The sequence below is a fragment of the Shewanella algidipiscicola genome (assembly GCF_003605125.1).
GTDB lineage: Bacteria > Pseudomonadota > Gammaproteobacteria > Enterobacterales > Shewanellaceae > Shewanella > Shewanella algidipiscicola.
Genome location: NZ_QPQT01000010.1, coordinates 143812 through 162190, shown reverse-complemented (window position 1 = coordinate 162190; position 18379 = coordinate 143812). Strand labels below are relative to the sequence as shown.

At 47.6% G+C, this 18379-nt stretch carries 15 protein-coding genes; 4 read left to right on the top strand and 11 right to left on the bottom strand.

Annotated features, from left to right (window positions below):
• Positions 1–24 precede the first annotated feature (24 nt).
• Positions 25–966, bottom strand: coding sequence for a 16S rRNA (cytosine(1402)-N(4))-methyltransferase RsmH (rsmH, locus tag DVO77_RS12750; RefSeq protein ID WP_110457562.1), 942 nt, complete (start codon positions 964–966; stop codon positions 25–27).
• A gap of 33 nt (positions 967–999) precedes the next feature.
• Complete coding sequence (gene mraZ / locus DVO77_RS12745) at positions 1000–1458, bottom strand: division/cell wall cluster transcriptional repressor MraZ (RefSeq protein WP_119978608.1); 459 nt, start codon at positions 1456–1458, stop codon at positions 1000–1002.
• A 546-nt stretch (positions 1459–2004) separates the two neighbouring features.
• Between mraZ and DVO77_RS12740 the strand changes: the two genes are divergently transcribed.
• Positions 2005–2292: a hypothetical protein gene (locus DVO77_RS12740; protein WP_119978607.1), complete on the top strand. Its 288-nt coding sequence runs from the start codon at positions 2005–2007 to the stop codon at positions 2290–2292.
• Between the two features lie 39 nt (positions 2293–2331).
• Here DVO77_RS12740 and glpK read toward each other — a convergent pair whose 3' ends face one another.
• The 7 genes from glpK to leuA form a co-directional block, all read right to left on the bottom strand.
• The gene (gene glpK, locus DVO77_RS12735; RefSeq protein ID WP_110457565.1) at positions 2332–3819 is read right to left on the bottom strand and encodes a glycerol kinase GlpK; all 1488 of its coding nucleotides are present in this window, start codon (positions 3817–3819) and stop codon (positions 2332–2334) included.
• A 30-nt stretch (positions 3820–3849) separates the two neighbouring features.
• Positions 3850–4308, bottom strand: coding sequence for a nuclear transport factor 2 family protein (locus DVO77_RS12730; protein ID WP_119978606.1), 459 nt, complete (start codon positions 4306–4308; stop codon positions 3850–3852).
• 243 nt (positions 4309–4551) lie between these two features.
• On the bottom strand, positions 4552–5865 hold the full coding sequence (locus tag DVO77_RS12725) for an outer membrane protein transport protein (protein ID WP_119978605.1): 1314 nt from the start codon (positions 5863–5865) through the stop codon (positions 4552–4554).
• 504 nt (positions 5866–6369) lie between these two features.
• Positions 6370–6975 (bottom strand): 3-isopropylmalate dehydratase small subunit, encoded by a 606-nt coding sequence (leuD, locus tag DVO77_RS12720; protein ID WP_119978604.1) that lies wholly within the window; start codon positions 6973–6975, stop codon positions 6370–6372.
• 9 nt (positions 6976–6984) lie between these two features.
• Entirely contained in the window at positions 6985–8385 is a 1401-nt protein-coding gene (leuC, locus tag DVO77_RS12715; protein ID WP_119978603.1) for a 3-isopropylmalate dehydratase large subunit, read from the bottom strand.
• The gene (leuB, locus tag DVO77_RS12710) at positions 8385–9479 is read right to left on the bottom strand and encodes a 3-isopropylmalate dehydrogenase (RefSeq protein WP_119978602.1); all 1095 of its coding nucleotides are present in this window, start codon (positions 9477–9479) and stop codon (positions 8385–8387) included. The genes leuC and leuB overlap by 1 nt, the downstream gene beginning before the upstream one ends.
• A 61-nt stretch (positions 9480–9540) precedes the next feature.
• Complete coding sequence (gene leuA, locus DVO77_RS12705) at positions 9541–11112, bottom strand: 2-isopropylmalate synthase (RefSeq protein WP_119978601.1); 1572 nt, start codon at positions 11110–11112, stop codon at positions 9541–9543.
• Positions 11113–11629: 517 nt separating this feature from the next.
• On the opposite strand from leuA, the gene DVO77_RS12700 reads away from it, so the two are divergent.
• The gene (locus DVO77_RS12700; RefSeq protein WP_119978600.1) at positions 11630–13378 is read left to right on the top strand and encodes a tetratricopeptide repeat protein; all 1749 of its coding nucleotides are present in this window, start codon (positions 11630–11632) and stop codon (positions 13376–13378) included.
• Between the two features lie 7 nt (positions 13379–13385).
• On the opposite strand, the gene recQ is transcribed toward DVO77_RS12700, so the two are convergent.
• Complete coding sequence (gene recQ, locus DVO77_RS12695; RefSeq protein ID WP_119978599.1) at positions 13386–15221, bottom strand: DNA helicase RecQ; 1836 nt, start codon at positions 15219–15221, stop codon at positions 13386–13388.
• 213 nt (positions 15222–15434) lie between these two features.
• Between recQ and DVO77_RS12690 the strand changes: the two genes are divergently transcribed.
• Together DVO77_RS12690 and rarD are read left to right on the top strand one after the other, a co-directional pair.
• Entirely contained in the window at positions 15435–15899 is a 465-nt protein-coding gene (locus DVO77_RS12690; RefSeq protein WP_119978598.1) for a thioesterase family protein, read from the top strand.
• A gap of 158 nt (positions 15900–16057) precedes the next feature.
• Positions 16058–16942, top strand: a complete 885-nt coding sequence (rarD, locus tag DVO77_RS12685) for an EamA family transporter RarD (RefSeq protein ID WP_110457575.1) — start codon at positions 16058–16060, stop codon at positions 16940–16942.
• Positions 16943–17019: 77 nt separating this feature from the next.
• On the opposite strand, the gene argA is transcribed toward rarD, so the two are convergent.
• Complete coding sequence (argA, locus tag DVO77_RS12680) at positions 17020–18339, bottom strand: amino-acid N-acetyltransferase (protein WP_119978597.1); 1320 nt, start codon at positions 18337–18339, stop codon at positions 17020–17022.
• Positions 18340–18379 lie beyond the last annotated feature (40 nt).

Sequence of the window (18379 nt, the reverse complement as noted above, 5' to 3'; positions counted from 1 at the left end):
CTTATCTCAAAACCCATCGCGAGGTTAATAATCGAGTCGCTCAGCGATGCGTAACACCGAACTTCTTGCTCTGGTGTTGCGCTCAATCTCTTCAGCTGACGGCTTAATCGCCTTACCTATCGGCTTAAGTAATTTGGTCTTATTGATTTCAGCTTCAGTAATAGGTAAGCCATGAGGCACAGACTCTCCCTGACTGTGGCGACGAATAAAACGCTTTACCATACGATCTTCTAACGAATGAAAGCTGATGACCGATAAGCGCCCTTGTGGTGCAAGTACACTTAAAGCGCCTTCAAGCGCTTGATCTATCTGTTCTAACTCGCTGTTAATGTAGATACGGATCGCTTGAAACACTCGGGTTGCAGGATGCTTGTTACGCTCTTTACTCTTGCTGATACGCGCGATCAAATCCGCTAACTCTGTGGTGCGTAAAAAGGGGGTTTTATCACGATCGGCGGCGATGCAACGGGCAATATGGCGGGCGTTTTTCTCTTCGCCATAGGTTTTAAATACCCAAGCCATATCTTCAATTTCGGCGCGAGCTAGCCATTGTGCTGCGGTTTCGCCTTGTGAATTGTCCATACGCATATCGAGCGGACCATCGCGCAGAAAGCTAAAGCCACGTTCGGCATCATCGAGTTGTGGGGAGGAAACACCAAAATCAAATAAGATGCCGTCTATCTTACCTTTAAGATTAAGCTCGTTAACATATTGCGCTAACTGACCAAACCCACCATGCACGATAGAAAAACGTTTATCATCGGCAAACTGCTCCGCGGCGGCAATCGCCTGCGGATCACGATCGATTGCGATGAGGCGGCCTGTTTCACCTAACTGCTTGAGCACTTCTCTAGAATGCCCACCACGTCCGAAGGTGCCATCAATATAGATACCACCTGGCTTAATGTTGAGTCCTGCTACCGTTTCGTTCAACAGTACTGATAAGTGCGCAAATTCTTGAGTCATCGCTCTCTTCTATCTATTAAGTTAATCTCTTTATTACAAAGAGAAGTCAGCCAAACGTTCGCTGTCTGCAAACGCTTCGCTTTGAATCATTTCATGGCTAAGTTCGATCTGTTGCTGCCATTGCGCTTCATCCCACAGCTCAAATTTATTCAATTGCCCCACCAACATCGCACGCTTGTCTAAGTTAGCGTACTGACGCAGAGGAGGAGGCAATAGCAGGCGACCATTGGTATCTAATTCACATTCGTGGGCATAGCCGAGTAACATGCGCTTCATCGAACGCTCGGTCTTTCGAGTGTCTGATAACAGCAATAACTTGGCTTCAATCTTCTTCCAAGCTTCTAGCGGATATAGCAATAAACAGGGGTCGTCAAAATCAACTGTGATAATCAACTGGCTATTAAATTCGGCGTGCAGCGTCTCACGATATCGCTTTGGAATGGCGATCCGTCCTTTCGTATCAAGGTTTATAGCGTTCGCACCACGAAACACGTTAATTCATCCTTGTTAAAATTAAATGATCCACAAATATCCACAATTTCCCACAGATGCTAAGTTTAGAGATACTATGCAAGTATTGTCAAGGAATGAAATTATTTATAAAGCCAGTATTCAAGCGGCTTAGCGGCATGTTTGTAAATATTTAATAACAGGGGTAATTCACGGCAAAAAGCGGGAGTGAGGGACTAGGAGCGCGTTGTTTAAGTACAAAATATCGCCACAAATAACCGAAATCAGCCATTAGGTGGATCTGTCACCCTAATATTGGACAAGGTTAGCGATTATTGCCCTCATTGGATTCGCAGAAGCACACATCTTAACATCAATAGCCCACCAACTTACGCGCTGAAAATACTCACCTGATTTAACATCACCAACCCCTTATCATCGTAATTACGCAGTATCACTGCCGACACAATAAAAACGATTGGTAAAAAATAAAAAAACGCCATAGACTAAAATTTAGCCAAGTTTGGTCGATATAATCTAATACAAGGTACAGGGGAGAACAAAGAAAATGCCAAGGCAGAGGTCAACATGATTAGTTTAGACAGTGTATATGCCATGCTGGCACGACCTGTGATGCAAATCACCAAACGTAAGCGGATCGTAGAGCAAACTGAAAACATTGAGGCTATCCATGCCGACAGTCATGAGGCGCCTCAGTCTCAATTACCGCCGCATCTTGAGCGCCGTAAAAAAGAAGAACGCCGTGCCAACCCGCGTGGCGATCGTCGTGGTCGTGCACATCGTAAAGCCCAAGAACAACGCGCCCAAGATGAAGCGCTATCATCGCCTTTACCCCATATCGATATTGACGTCTAAGGCTGGCTTAGCTTGACGTGACCAGACAAGCCACAATAATTAATGTTCAGTGACTTGCGCGACCGCCAGTTTCCACCCTTGGTATAGCGCTTGACGCGTATCAGGACTAATCGACGGAGTAAAACACCTATCCACCCCCGCCTTATGTTTTAATTCAGCCGTAGATTGCCAGAAACCCACAGCAAGCCCCGCCAGAAATGCCGCGCCCATGGCGGTCGTTTCAGTAACAGCGGGACGCTGCACTTCAACATTGGTAATATCAGCCTGAAACTGCATCAAGAAATCATTTGCCACCGCCCCGCCATCGACTTTTATCTGCTTTAATTGCACGCCACTATCTTTGATCATGGCATCGAGCAGATCCTTACTTTGGTAGGCAATGGCCTCAAGCGCGGCACGGATAATGTGGTTACGGTTAGCGCCACGAGATAAGCCTACCAGTGCGCCACGGGCATTGGCATCCCAATAAGGAGCGCCTAATCCCACAAACGCAGGTACCAGATAGACGCCATTGGTGTCGCACACTTTTGAGGCAAAATATTCGGTATCTTGAGCATCACGGATAAGCCCTAATTCATCACGCAGCCATTGAATGGTTGCTCCGCCCATAAATACCGAGCCTTCTAAAGCGTAATTCACTTCGCATTGGGCACCAATGGCAATAGTGGTCAATAGCCCATGACGTGATTGCACCGCCTGCAGGCCAGTATTCATCAGTAAAAAACAACCTGTGCCATAGGTATTTTTAGCCATACCTTCATCTATGCATAACTGACCAAAAAGCGCCGACTGCTGATCGCCCGCCATGCCTGCAACGGGGATCTCACCGCCCTCCCCAGCAATACGAGTATTACCATAGATGGCACATGAGGGTTTAACCTCGGGCAACATGGAGGCTGGGATATCCAGCTCATCGAGTAACAGCGGATCCCACTGCTGCTTGTGAATATCAAATAGCATGGTACGCGAAGCATTAGTGGGATCAGTCACATGCACCTTGCCCTCTGTCAGCTTCCATACTAACCAAGTATCGATAGTGCCAAACAGCAGGTCGCCGGCTTGAGCCTTCTCTCTGGCTCCTGCGACATTGTCTAAAATCCAGCGGATCTTAGTGGCCGAAAAATAGGGATCGAGCAATAAACCTGTGGTCTGCTGAATATATTGAGTTAGGCCACGCTGCTTAAGCGCCTCACACAGGGGCTGACTGCGACGACACTGCCACACAATTGCATTGTAAATGGGTTTACCCGTGGTTTTGTCCCACACCACAGTGGTTTCACGCTGATTAGTAATGCCAATTGCGGCAACCTCATCGCCATGGATCCCCGCACGTGCTAAGGCTTCGATTAAGGTCGAGCTTTGCGATGACCAGATCTCCATCGGATCATGCTCAACCCATCCCGCCTTAGGGTATATCTGTGCAAATTCCCGCTGCGAAACGGCAACAATATTGGCATCATGATCAAAAATCATCGCCCGAGAACTGGTTGTACCCTGATCCAGTGCGATGACATAACGCTTATCCACTATAACAACTCCACACTATGACTTAAGAGGTTAACGCGCTTCATCGGCATGATTCACTGTAGGAATATCATCACAGGCATGAGCCGGCAAATACCAAAACTCGGCAATTTTGCCCTCTTGCACTCTAAAATTACCAATACTACATTGACTCAGCTCTTCGCCTTCGTGAGTCCAACTGACTCGCTCGACCGTGCTGACATAATGCGATGAGTCGATCATCTGTAAAATAGTGGCCTTGGGATGGTTTAAGGTTTCGAAGTAATCAGTCATTGCAGCGCCAAACTGGTCTTTGTTAGCCGTTTCAATATCGACTTGGTTGCCCGTAATGTGCATCCAGCGAACCTCATCGGTCACATACTGCATCATCTGCTCGACACTGTGTTGGTTATAGGCGTCAATAAAGCTTTTAACCACTTCTGTTGACTGGGTGGTTGCAATAGCCGACATCGGCAGTAGCGCTATGCTTGCAGCTAGGAGTAAGGGTTTCATTTTGCACCTCTTATGCGAATTAAGGTCAAGCCAATAACACCATAACGGCCGACGGGGTAATACTGCAACAATCAGCAACAGTGAATAATGGTTTGATATTGAGAAGAATATAATCGCCTAAGATCCATTTTGCGAATAAAAGTTACCTCCCCTCCCATACTAAAAGCTGCTGCTACCCAATAACTTGCATAAAAAAAAGGGGCGAAGCACAACGCCTCAACCCCTTTTAGGTCCGGTTAGCCCTTAAAAGCGATAGCTTGCCTGAACACCGAATAACATAATGTTACCGCTGGTGGTACCGCTAAATGTGCCGCCAAAAGGAGCAGACGTTAGATCAGACGCGATACCTGGGCGCGGCTCCTTGACTGCAGACTCGTCGGCAAAGATATAGGTAACGCCGACATCTAGATCCAACTGCTTGCTCATCTTATAACTGTAACCGGCGCTCACCCAAACACGATCCATTTCAGGAATTGTGAGGGTACGGTTATCATCTGACACTGCCGATTTGTCATAAGCGACACCAGCACGCAGTGTCGATAACGCCGACAGGTCATAGGTCGCGCCTAAGGCAAAGCGATAGCTGTCTTGCCAGTTTTCTTGCTTCACCAGTTGCGTTGGCGTAGGTAGCGCTGGGATCACGGCTTCTAGCTTTTCAAATGAACTCCAATCAGTCCAATTGATGCTCGCGTGCACCGCAATATCATTACTTAACTGGTGAAAAGAGGCGATCTCAGCCGTTGCCGGCAACGACAACTCCATAGAGCCAGCCAGCTTTAAGCTTGGATCGAGTGGGTTGAAGGCAAAACCATTGGCTTCACCTTCAAGGGTTTGATCAACCGCTGAGCGATAGTTAACACCGATACGATGCGCCTCGTTTAACTGCCAAGCGGCACCTAGTTGCCAACCCCAGGCGACATCATCGCCTTCCATATACTTAAGGGTTGTACCTTTAGGCACTTTAAGACTGCCCATTTGCGGCGGCAATGTAACGTCAGCAGAGCTCTTAGCACCAATGCTACCTTCACCTAAGACTAAACGGACACCCGCACCAACACTGAACTGATCATTAATACGGTAAGCCACATTTGGGTTGATTTCGATTGTGGTCACAGACGCTTCGTTACCATACTGTGTGCCACGGAAACTGTCATCTAACTCGGTCGCCATACCAAAGTTACTGCCAATACCTAGGCCTAAAAACCACTGGTCATTCAACTGATGCGACAGGTAAAAGTTAGGCACTACCGCGTCATCGGCAATATCTTGTGCAGAAGTGGCATTAATACCATCGGTGTAAGTCACTTCGCCATTGATATCGATATTTGGCATAACCAAAATCGCACCAGCGGTGATTTGAGTGCCCGCTAAATAGGTCAACATGGCTGGGTTGCGGTTTTGCACGGCGGCGTTATCGGCTATCGCCGCTTCACCAGCATAGGCGCGGCCTAAACCTGTGGCTGAATACTCTGCAAGCTGGAAGCCTGCTGCCTGAACTTGAGTTAAAGGTGCAGTCATGGCTGCAAGTACCGCTAAAGATAAAATACGCTTATTCATCGTGGCTCTCTTATTGTTATCAGCTGACTTAGAGTTATCACTCCAGTCTTTTAGTGAGCCGCAGTCTACTTACGCAGAATATCTTTACAAGCAAAGAAATCATTTCAGTTCATTATGCTGCCAACCTCATTATCGAGCAGTGAAATACACACAAAACTGCTCACAAAACTGATACAAAACTGGCTAAAAATGTGATCCATGTTCACTTAACCAAGCCTGGAAGCATATAACAAAAAACAAAAGACCTTATTTATCATATAAATAAATGCAAAACATTAATAACACAAGTGTTCACTCTTACCCGTTAAAAATGGCAGCATAAATCACTATCCTTGTTAGACTTACATAAAAAAACACGATCCAAAAACCCTAACCAATTGTAAGTAAAGTAATTTACTTGCATTTACACGCGACCAATATAACAAAGCCAGCACAACACATTGTTGAACTGGCCCAATTTTGAACAGGTACAGTACAAGTGTACGCTAAAAAGTTAAGGCTACATTAAGCTCGCCAAGCGGGGAGCTGCGCCTCATAAGCAACAATAGCCTCGCTGTAAGTTAAGCTAATACCGATGGCATCCAACCCATTGAGTAGGTTGTGCCTCGCCGATTCGGCAATCGTAAAAGCAAACTCGGCGCCTGAAGGGGCAATAACTTGCTGGCGCTGCAGATCAACCGTCACCTGAGCACCTTGCTGAGCGCTGACCTCATCCATCAACTGTTGTACTTGCGCCTCAGTCAAACAAACAGGCAACAGGCCATTATTGATTGAATTACCATAAAAGATATCGGCAAAGCTTGGGGCGATAATCACTTTAAAACCAAAATCGGCTAAGGCCCATGGCGCATGCTCGCGGCTTGAGCCACAACCAAAGTTCTCTTTGGCGAGCAACACTGACGCGCCGGCATAGCGCGCTTGGTTTAAGCTAAATGCAGGGTTAGGTGTATCCCCAGCGTCATCAAAATAACGCCAGTCATGAAAAAGATGCACTCCAAAACCGTCGCGAGTCACCTTAGATAGAAACTGCTTAGGGATGATTTGATCGGTATCGATATTGGCGCTATCAATCATGGTCGCTAGGCCAGTATGAGTGGTAAATGCTTGCATAATGCTCTCCTAATAGGCTTTGCGAATATCGACGAAATGACCAGCAACCGCAGCAGCGGCTGCCATGGCTGGGCTCACCAAATGGGTGCGACTGCCGCGCCCTTGACGCCCTTCAAAATTACGGTTACTGGTGGAGGCACAGCGATCGCCCGCTTCTAACCTGTCGTCATTCATCGCCAAACACATAGAGCAACCGGGCAAGCGCCACTCGAAACCTGCATCGATAAAGATTTTATCTAACCCTTCGGCCTCGGCCTGCTCTTTCACTAGGCCTGAGCCTGGCACCACTATGGCGGTGACGCCTGCAGCCACCTTGCGCCCTTTGGCCTGATGTGCCGCTGAGCGCAAATCTTCGATACGCGAATTGGTGCACGAGCCGATAAACACTTTATTAATTGAGACATCTGTCATGCGGGTGCCCGCTGTAAGCGCTACATACTCAAGGGCTTTTTCGATACTGCTGCGTGAGGTAGGGTTGGGTTCATCCAGCGGATTAGGTACCGGCTGATCGATAGCCACTACCTGACCAGGATTGGTACCCCAAGTCAGTTGCGGTGCGATGTCCGCAGCCTGTAACACCACATGAGCATCAAAAACAGCATCATCATCGCTGCGTAATTCACGCCATGCGGCAACGGCACTCTCCCAATCGGCCCCTTTAGGTGCAAATTCACGCCCTTTGACATAATCGATAGTCGTTGCATCAGGCGCTACCATCCCCGCCTTGGCGCCCATCTCAATCGCCATGTTACACACAGTCATACGGCCTTCCATCGACAGGGCTTCAATCGCCTCACCGCAGAACTCCACCACATAACCCGTACCGCCATCCATGCCGATTTTACCGATAATGGCCAGCACGATATCTTTAGCGGTAATGCCATCGGCAACGTGACCACGCACCTCAATCTTCATGGTTTTCGCTTTAAGCTGGCGCAGAGTCTGCGTCGCCATCACATGCTCAACCTCAGAGGTACCAATACCAAATGCCAGTGCGCCAAAAGCGCCATGCGTCGCGGTATGAGAATCACCACACACAATGACAGTACCTGGCAAGGTGATCCCCAGCTCCGGGCCCATCACATGCACTATGCCTTGGTTTTTATGGTGAATATCATAAAGGCGAACGCCAAACTCTTCGCAGTTTTGCGCCAAGGTTTCTACCTGAATGCGGGCCATTGGGCTTAGGGCATCTAAGCTGGCACTCTTGGTAGAGGTATTGTGATCCATGGTAGCAAAGGTTTTTTCGGGGGCGCGCAATTGACGACCCGCCACCTTTAAGCCACTAAATGCCTGAGGTGAAGTCACCTCATGTACCAAATGTCGATCGACATAGATCAGTGGTGCTTCTCCTTGGGGTGCGGCAACAATGTGGCTGTCCCATACTTTTTCATAGAGTGTCTTAGCCATTACTTTGCCTCTCTGACAGCTTGAGCGATGTAATCGCCCATTTCACGGGTTGATTTGGCATTACCGCGCTCGCTAGCGGGCAATAGTTCTGCGGTTAAATAACCGTCGCTCAGCGCCTTAGCCACAGCGACCTCGATAGCCTCGGCGGCCTGTTCTAACTTAAGGCTGTGGCGCAATAATAAGGCGGCTGAAAGGATTTGAGCCACGGGGTTGGCAATGCCTTGGCCTGCAATATCCGGTGCACTGCCACCAGCAGGCTCATACAAGCCAAAGCCATCACTATTAAGACTGACCGATGATAATAAGCCCATTGAGCCAGTTAACATGGCGATTTCATCGGAGATGATGTCGCCAAATAGGTTAGAACACAGCATCACGTCAAAATCGAACGGACGACGCAGTAGCTGCATGGTGGCGTTATCGATATAGATATGTTCAAGCTCAACATCGGGGAAATCGGCAGCCACCTCTTCAACCACTTCACGCCATAACACCGAGCAGGCTAAGACGTTGGCCTTGTCGACCGAGGTCACTTTTTTGCGGCGCCCTTGAGCGGCTTCGAAGGCGATTTTGGCAATACGGCGGATCTCTTTGCGGCTGTAACGCATAGTGTCGAAGGCTTCTTCGTTTTCGCCTTCACCTTGGCGCCCTTTAGGTTTACCAAAGTAAATACCGCCAGTGAGCTCTCGTACACATAACACATCAAAACCTTGTGCTGAGATGTCACTGCGCAGCGGTGACATGTGCTCTAGCCCCGTGTGCAATTTGGCGGGGCGGATATTACAAAACAGCTCAAAGTGGCCTCTTAGTGGCAGTAACGCGCCGCGCTCTGGCTGCTCATTAGGGGGCAAGTGTTCCCATTTTGGCCCCCCCACAGAACCAAATAATATCGCATCTGCAGTTTCACACCCCTTGAGGGTCACCTCTGGTAATGGACAACCGTGGTTGTCGATGGCCGCGCCGCCCACATCATATTCGCTGTATTCGATAGCTAAGTTAAACCGCTCTTCAACGGCGCTCAGTACCTTGCGTGCTTCGGCCATGACTTCTGGCCCAATACCATCTCCGGCGAGTACTGCTATTTGATAACTCATTAATCACCCACTCCCTGCTTATTTACTCAATTATGGTCAAAAAGGTCCGCTCATGCTGGCGTTACACGCCACCTAATACCGCCCGGCCTTGTTGAATTTTAGTTTTATTTTCGGCGACCTTATCGGCACGCCATGTTAGGTTCATCACATGGATAAGGGCTTGTACTGAGGCTTCAACCACATCGGTTGCCAACCCGACGCCATGGAAATTCTGCTCATGGTACTTAGCGGTAATGTCGACTTGACCTAGGGCATCTTGGCCTTCGCCCTTGGCGCTTAATTTATAGCTAGAGATATTGATTTGGCAGCCACTGGCGCGGGTAATAGCATTGTACGCGGCATCGACTGGGCCATTGCCCGTGGCGGCTTCGGTGACCACTTGCTCGCCCACTTCTAACGTCACCGTCGCGGTGGCCTGTCCTTGGGTGGAATCGGAATGCACCACTAACTGTTGCAATTTATATTGATTTTCATCATCGGCCTGTGCCTCCATAAAGACCAAGGCTTCAAGATCATAGTCAAACACTTGGCCTTTTTTGTCCGCCAGCTTTAAGAAAGCCTCATAGAGAGTATCCATATCATAATCGTGCTCGGCATAGCCCATCTCTTGCATGCGATGCTTAATCACATGGCGGCCTGAGCGCGAGGTCATATTCAAATTATTACGATTTAGCCCTATGCTCTCGGGCGTCATGATCTCATAGGTATTTTGCGCCTTAAGCATGCCATCTTGATGGATACCCGAAGAGTGAGTAAACGCATTTGCCCCCACAATTGCCTTATTGGCTTGCACTGGCATATTACAAAGCTGACTGACGAGGTTAGAGGTGCGGTGGATCTCTTTGGCATTAATGCCCGTTTCTAACCCTAATGCCGCTTTTCGAGTGGCCAAGATCATGGCGATCTCTTCTAGCGAGCAGTTGCCGGCACGCTCGCCGATACCATTGACGGTACATTCAATCTGTCTAGCACCGTGCTGCACCGCGGTAATTGAGTTAGCCACTGATAACCCTAAGTCATCGTGGCAATGCACAGAGATCACCGCTTGATCGATATTAGGCACACGGTTGAACAGGGTTTCAATGATGCCGCCAAACTCGCTGGGGATGGTATAACCCACAGTATCTGGAATATTGATGGTCTTGGCGCCCGCCTTAATGGCTTCTTCCACCATTCGGCAAAGATTATCGATTGGCGTGCGCCCTGCATCTTCGCAGGAAAACTCGACATCATCGGTAAAACGACGGGCGTATTTGACTGCCGCCACCGCCATTTCAAGTACTTGGTCAAAAGAGCGTTTTAACTTACTTTCTACATGTATGGTCGAGGTAGAGATAAAAGTGTGAATACGAAATTGCTCCGCAACCGATAACGACTGAGCAGCAGCGTCAATGTCTTTCTCTAGCGCACGAGCTAAGGCGCAGACTCGACTATTTTTAATCGTGCGGGCAATGGTTTGCACCGAATCGAAATCGCCAGGTGAAGATACAGGAAAGCCTACCTCCATCACATCTACACCGAGTCGTTCCAGTGATAGTGCTATCTGTAATTTTTCCTTCACCGTTAAACTGGCCGCCAGCGCTTGCTCACCGTCACGTAAGGTTGTATCAAATATTATCACTCGGTTAGACATCTCGTTTCTCCGTGGAACGACTAGGTTCTATGTTGCGTTTTTATCCAATCCATATACAAAAAAACCCCGCGGTGTTGAGCGCGGGGTTTATGAATGCTGTTGGTGTTATTAAGCGTGCAACACTACATTCTCCGCGCAGGTTCTGCGAGAAGGAGAATAATGAGGTTGAGTAATGCACGGTTAGTATTCATCTTTTATCTATTCAAAAAAAATAATTAATTATTCGATATTTTCGAGGTAACGCTTAACTTTTTAACGTGTGCAGCCTAAATAGTCAACCCCATATTTTTCACATTTAATGAAACATCACCATAACAACGTCGATTTACCGTACAGATTGTGGCGATATAACTGCATATTCGACCAACAAACAGCCTCTTTACACTAAGATAAATGTAACGCCAGCAAGATCACGCTTTACAAGTGAAGGCAGTAATTTTTATGCATTCACCGATAAAAACTCAGTATAATGCGACCAATGGAATATTTTTAACGGTTTGGTTTCGGAGTTTTAAAAATGGATTTTCGTCTCATAGTGTTCAGCTTCAGCCTATGGCTGTGGCCCTCTTGGGCAGACACTGTGACAGAGTTAGATGAACTCTCCGCCATTGTTTATCAATACCCTAGTGACGCGCTGTCGAGTATTGCCATCATAGAGCAGCGCCTAAATGACAAGAATAGTACGTCTATACCGCGGCTAAGATTATCACTGCTTAAGTGTCACGCCTTGGTGCAACTAGGCGAAAACGAAGCGGCCATCAACTTAGCACGCATGGGCGATGCCAAAGCAAAATCTCTTGATATCCAACAAGCTAGCCCCTATTTCTTAAACTGCATGGCAGAAGCCTATATTGATTACGGCGATCTACGCCAAGCCTTAACATTACTCGATACCGCCATTTATCAATCTAGAGAATTTGAACAGCCTCAGTCTTTAGTTAACGGCTTAATGCTACGTGGACAAATAGATACCCACATAGAAAACGACAGCAGTGCATTAGAAGACTTTCGTTTAGCACGAGATATCTATCCAGCAGCTTTACGCCAACCTACTCAATGGATCACTCCACCACAGGCTTATCTGCAATTAGCCAGAGCCAAGTTATTAAGAAAAAAAGGTCAACTTAACCAATCTTTTAATACGGCAAAACTGGCGCTAACTTATCCGCAAACGATAGGCAAAGTCAGACTGAATATCTTGTTAGCATTGGCAAAGATCGCGCACGAGAATCAAGAGGTAAAGTTCAGGGACGATATGATTTTAGAGGCTAAAATTTTAATGCCTGAACTCGCTACGGCCAACGAACTCGCCGAAAGTTACACCGAGCTCGCCGAGGTAGAATTTCTGCGTAACAACGACAAAAATGCCATCCAACTGCTTAATATCGCGCTTAATACCTTTAATAAAAACAAAAAGATTAATGATAGCCTAAGAGCCACTCGTTTACTGGCGCGGATCCAGTTAGCCAATGGTGAGGAGCAGCAAGGATTAGACTTGATGCAGCAAGCCATCGCAATAGGACAACGTACGAATCAATATGATGAATTGGTCATTTGCTATCAGCTATTGAGTGAATACTTTGTTGGGATGGGTAACTATCGCCAAGCCTATCATTACCAACTACAGCGTGTGGACAGTATTAAAAGCAGTTATGAATTTTTAAAAAACACTCGCCTCTTACAAATTAAGGCGCAACTTGGCCGCTACCAAAAACTGGCACAAAACCAGCCGCCCAAGCCCATCAAGCTCGATGCTAGTATCAATGATAACTATGGCTTAATTGCTATTCTCGTGTTCGCCCTGTTATTACCCTTACTGATGTTGTTATCTCGTTTACGCAAAGAGCACGCCGCACCACAGATGCCACACCAAGATGCACCATTGACGCCCCAAGAAAGGATGTTGGCACTGATTGCCAGCGCCAAACAGATTGGATACCCAATAACAATTTTATTGATTAATCCAAGCCATCTTGCGCCTAGCGATGTCGCCACATTATTGGATGAGGTACGACGAAAACTTCGCCAACAAGATATTATGCTCGATAAAGCCAGCGACCAGTTGCTTATCATGCTGCCTTTTACCTCCCTCTCTGGGGCGAAAGAGATAGTCAAACAGTTAAAAGCGGTTATAGCCCCATTACCGGGCGGTGATAAAGTCAGGATAGGTATGGCAGAGATGCAATATTACGACACCTTGTCATCACTGACTAAGCGTGCGGGCATAGATCAACTCAGTCGACACAATGAACAATTAGGCCGTTAATCCCGCGTTATGAACCTTCGGCTAGGTAATCGCTGATCTCATCGAGAAACTCATCGCCAAAACGCTTGAGTTTAGTTTCACCTATGCCATTGACCGCTAACATCTCACCTGGGCTTGTGGGTAACATCGCGGCCATCTCGGCTAATGTCGCATCGTTAAACACCAGATAGGGTGGGACATCCAACTCTTCGGCCAAACTGCGACGCAGTAACTTTAGGCGAGCAAACAATTTTCGGTCGTAATTTAACGGCGCACGACTGTTGCCACGACGTTTGACATCTGTGGTTAAGGTGATGCGCGGCTCGGCTAATAACAAAGGTAATTCGCCTTTGAGCACCGCCCGCGCTTGAGGGTTGAGCTTAATAGATGAGCCACGAGTGATATCTTGGCTCGCAAAACCTAAATGAATGATCTGTCTGATAATACTAAGCCAAAATTCATGGCTCTTATCTTTACCTATACCCCAGGTTGAGAGTTTATCGTGCCCTCTATCGACCACGCCAGCCGACTTTGAGCCCCGTAGCACTTCGATCAAATGGTTAATACCAAATTTCTGTTGCAGTCTAAAAATGCACGACAATACTTTTTGTGCATCTTCAACCCCATCGTAGCGTTTAGGGGGATCTAAACAGATGTCACAGTTACCACAGGGTTCAGACGCACTCTCATCAAAATAATGCAGCAACACCTGACGTCGACACGTTTGCGCCTCGGCAAACGCCGCCATCGTATTGAGCTTATGAAATTCGACCTGTTGTTGTGGCCCAGGTTCAGCCTGCTCAATTAGATGCCGTACCCGGCCAATATCGGCAGGATCAAACAGCATTAACGCTTCGGCATCGAGGCCGTCACGTCCAGCTCGGCCGGTTTCCTGGTAATAGGCCTCGACGCTCTTAGGGATGTCGTAATGCACTACAAAACGCACATTAGACTTGTTAATCCCCATGCCAAAAGCCACGGTTGCTACCACAATATCTAACTGATCTTTTAAGAAACGCTCTTGAATATCGCCGCGCTCTTCTTGTGTTTTACCCGCATGATAACCATCGGCTTTATAGCCTTGCAGACGTAACCGCTCAGCGACTTCATCGACGCGGCGACGACTGCCGCAATAGATAATGCCGCTATTGCCGTTTTGCGCCTGAATAAATTGCCTAAGCTGATTGGCGGCATTGAGCTTTTCGGCAACGGTATAGCGGATATTAGGCCGGTCGAAACTGGTTAATAGCACGTAGGGGTTGATCCCAAGGCGCTGACAAATATCTTGGCGGGTGGCCTGATCCGCCGTGGCTGTCAAGGCCATAATGGGCACATGGGCAAACAGTTGTCTAAGGCGACCTAACGCCGCATATTCGGGCCTAAAGTCATGTCCCCATTGAGAAATACAATGCGCTTCATCGATGGCAAATAGCGAAATATGCAGGGCTTGCATACGCTCAACAAAACTGTCCATCAACAGCCGTTCTGGCGACACATAGAGCAACTTAAGTTCGCCGCGGTGCATCTGCTGAAAAATCTGTTGCGATGCTTCACGAGACTGTGATGAGTTTAAGTATGCCGCCGCGACGCCCATCTGTTTGAGGCTATCAACCTGATCTTTCATCAAAGAGATCAAGGGAGACACCACCACAGTTAACCCGGAAAAGAGCAACGCTGGCAGTTGATAACACAAACTTTTACCGCCCCCTGTTGGCATGATAACCAACGCATCATGACCGAGAAAGACTTGATCAATAACCTCTCGCTGACCCTGCCTAAAGGTGCGATAACCAAATACCGCCTGCAAACAACTGGCGAGCGGATCTGTGTTAAGGGGTTCAACTTGGGTTACTGCAGAATCCATTGGGCATCATAGTCATCAATCGGGCCGCCTATTCTAATCAAGCTCATCGCGCTTGTCTCGGTTACGCTGACAATTGCGCCATTTTTTATTGCCATCCCCCATGCTCGCTTAACCATAGTGGTGATATATTAAGCAAAAGCTTGCTTCATAGCATTGTTTAGATATAGATTAATTACTCTATACCAAGCCGATGATTAATGGAGCAAACACTTAATGACAACCGCAATTCAAGCACAGGTTTTGGCCAGCGTCGCCGAGATATTTGACCAACAAGTGCCATTTCATAATCTGCTCGACCTGCATATTCAACATTACAATATCCACGGTGTCGAAGTAGTAGTAAAAATGAAGCCTCAGTTAATTGGTAATATTCATCAACACATTTTACATGGCGGCGTAACCGCCACTGTGCTCGATGTAGTGGGTGGTCTGACTGCATTTTCAGGACTGGTAGCCAGCCGGGATGATTGGAGCCTAGATGCCTTACAACAACGCTTAACCACCCTTGGAACTATCGATCTACGTGTCGATTACTTACGCCCAGGCAGAGGCGAGATATTTACCGGCACGGGCACGGTGATTCGTGCGGGCAATCGTGTTTCCGTCTGCCGCATGGAGCTGCATAACGAGCAGGGCTCTCACATCGCCTTTGGTACTGGCACTTACATGGTGGGCTAACGCCAGTTAAAACAGCAGTGCAATTGCGCCGTGTAGCCTAAGTTGAAACGGTCATAATAGGTGGCTTACTGCTCGTTCACACGAGCACATAACCTGCTTGAGTCCAAACCACTTGCGCCCTACAATGCGTCTCCTTGTTACGACTAGAATCCCAGGTTATGGCCGATACTGAATATCGCAAAGGGGTAGTATTGGCGCTTTGCGCATACTGCCTTTGGGGCTTTGCCCCTTTATATTTCAAACTATTACACAATGTGTCTGCGACAGAAATACTACTTCACCGCGTGATTTGGTCTTTTGTATTTATGATCATCCTCATGCAATTTATCGGTGGTTTTTCTAAGCTTAGAGCCCTATTCCGCCGCCCTAAACAACTGGGCGTATTGGCCATCACCTCGGTATTAATTGCCGGCAACTGGTTACTGTTTATCTGGGCGGTGAATAATGATCACATGCTCGATGCCAGCCTAGGTTATTTTATTAACCCCTTATTAAATGTCATGTTGGGCATGATATTTCTTGGTGAGCGGTTACGTAAATTGCAATGGTTCGCGGTGAGCCTCGCCTGTACTGGAGTACTGATCCAGCTGATCTCTTTTGGGTCGATCCCACTGGTGTCATTGGCACTGGCATCCTCATTTGGCTTTTATGGTTTACTGCGTAAAAAAGTCAACATTGATGCTAAAACGGGGTTATTGGTTGAAACTGCACTATTGTTTCCTGTCGCGGTAATCTATCTGGTTTCTACCTTAGATTCGGCCACTGCAAATATGCTGACCAACGACATCAATATGAACTTATTACTTATTGCGGCTGGTGTGATCACCTCGGTACCGCTGCTCTGTTTTGCCGGAGCTGCGACACGTATTCCATTGTCAATGTTAGGTTTCTTCCAATACATTGGCCCAAGTATCATGTTCGTTTTGGCTGTTAGTCTATTTAATGAACCGTTCGATTTAGAAAAAGGCATCACCTTCGCCTTCATCTGGAGCGCACTGGTTATCTTTAGCATAGATATGCTATTAAAAAGGCGCCAACACTGATTAAATGACGGACGATACCAGTCTAAATAACACAAAAAAACCACGTCAAAGCGTGGTTTTTTTTGTGGATATACTGACTATAAATCGAGTGCCAATATCTTAGACTTACGTTGATAATTATACAGTTGCTTCTTCTTATTGGGCAGCGAATCAACCTCGACAATCTCGAAACCCTGCTCTAAAAACCAATGAATACTGCGAGTCGTCAAAGCAAACAATCGTGAATATCCGCGAACCTTGGCCTGACCAATAATATTTTTTAGCAGTACACTGCCCCTGTCGGCATCGCGATAATCGGGATGCACTACCAAACACGCAAATTCACCGGCATTATCCTCCTCAAACGGATACAGCGCCGCGCAGCCAATCACTAAGCCGTCACGCTCAATCAGCATAAACTGCTCTATCTCCATCTCAAGCTGCTCACGCGAGCGACGCACTAAAATACCACTTTGTTCCAGTGGACGAATTAAGTCTAGTACGCCACCAATATCGGTGATAGTGGCACGACGTAAACGCTCTGCACTCTCTGTCACGATTTGCGTGCCGATGCCATCGCGTGAAAACAACTCCTGCAGCAGTGCCCCATCATCGAGATAACTGACAAAGTGGCAACGGGCCACTCCATTACGACAGGCATCGATACTCGCCTGCAAAAAGGCCCGTGTGGCCACACACCACCCATCGGTTTCACTCTGCTCAGACAAAATGCGCTGTGCATCGGTTGGCATCAGCTCCGCCAGCACTTCGCCATCACTATCTAAAATGCCTTTTTCGGCGCTAAAACCAATCATCTTATCGGCTTTGAGCTTCACGGCAATTTGGGTGGCGACCTCTTCTGCGGTGAGGTTAAAACTCTCACCCGTCACCGATGCCGCCACAGGGCCTAATAGGACGATGCCATGGTTGTCTAATTGACGCCTTAGGCCCTGAACATCAATCCTTCTCACTTTGCCACTTAGGCAGTAATCGACACCGTTATCGACACCTAGTGGCTGAGCAATAACAAAATTACCGCTGACCACGTTAATCTGCGCCCCTTGCATCGGGGTATTGCTTAAGCTCATCGACAGCCGCGCGGTAATATCGAGCTGCAACCCACCGACCACCTGTTTAATCACTTTAAACGAGTCTTCATCGGTAATACGCACGCCGTTATAGTATTCAGGCATCAACTGCTGTTGCTTTAAGGCGGCATCGATTTGCGGCCGTGCACCATGCACCAACACTATGTTGATCCCAAGGCTATGCAGCAAAGCGATATCATTGATGATGGAGCGAAATTGGTTTTGCGCTAATGCTTCTCCACCCAACATCACCACAAATGTTTTGCCCCTATGTGCATTGACATAAGATGCAGAATGACGAAATCCATCGACTAGTTCAGTAGTGCGCACGTATGACCTCTAAATAACAAGAAATGGGAGCAGCTTTGAC

Coding starts and splice junctions, on each gene's coding strand:
- rsmH (WP_110457562.1), bottom strand. CDS start 966: ATGACTCAAGAATTTGCGCACTTATCAGTACTGTTGAACGAAACGGTA.
- DVO77_RS12740 (WP_119978607.1), top strand. CDS start 2,005: ATGATTAGTTTAGACAGTGTATATGCCATGCTGGCACGACCTGTGATG.
- DVO77_RS12730 (WP_119978606.1), bottom strand. CDS start 4,308: ATGAAACCCTTACTCCTAGCTGCAAGCATAGCGCTACTGCCGATGTCG.
- DVO77_RS12725 (WP_119978605.1), bottom strand. CDS start 5,865: ATGAATAAGCGTATTTTATCTTTAGCGGTACTTGCAGCCATGACTGCA.
- leuD (WP_119978604.1), bottom strand. CDS start 6,975: ATGCAAGCATTTACCACTCATACTGGCCTAGCGACCATGATTGATAGC.
- leuC (WP_119978603.1), bottom strand. CDS start 8,385: ATGGCTAAGACACTCTATGAAAAAGTATGGGACAGCCACATTGTTGCC.
- leuB (WP_119978602.1), bottom strand. CDS start 9,479: ATGAGTTATCAAATAGCAGTACTCGCCGGAGATGGTATTGGGCCAGAA.
- leuA (WP_119978601.1), bottom strand. CDS start 11,112: ATGTCTAACCGAGTGATAATATTTGATACAACCTTACGTGACGGTGAG.
- DVO77_RS12700 (WP_119978600.1), top strand. CDS start 11,630: ATGGATTTTCGTCTCATAGTGTTCAGCTTCAGCCTATGGCTGTGGCCC.
- recQ (WP_119978599.1), bottom strand. CDS start 15,221: ATGGATTCTGCAGTAACCCAAGTTGAACCCCTTAACACAGATCCGCTC.
- DVO77_RS12690 (WP_119978598.1), top strand. CDS start 15,435: ATGACAACCGCAATTCAAGCACAGGTTTTGGCCAGCGTCGCCGAGATA.
- rarD (WP_110457575.1), top strand. CDS start 16,058: ATGGCCGATACTGAATATCGCAAAGGGGTAGTATTGGCGCTTTGCGCA.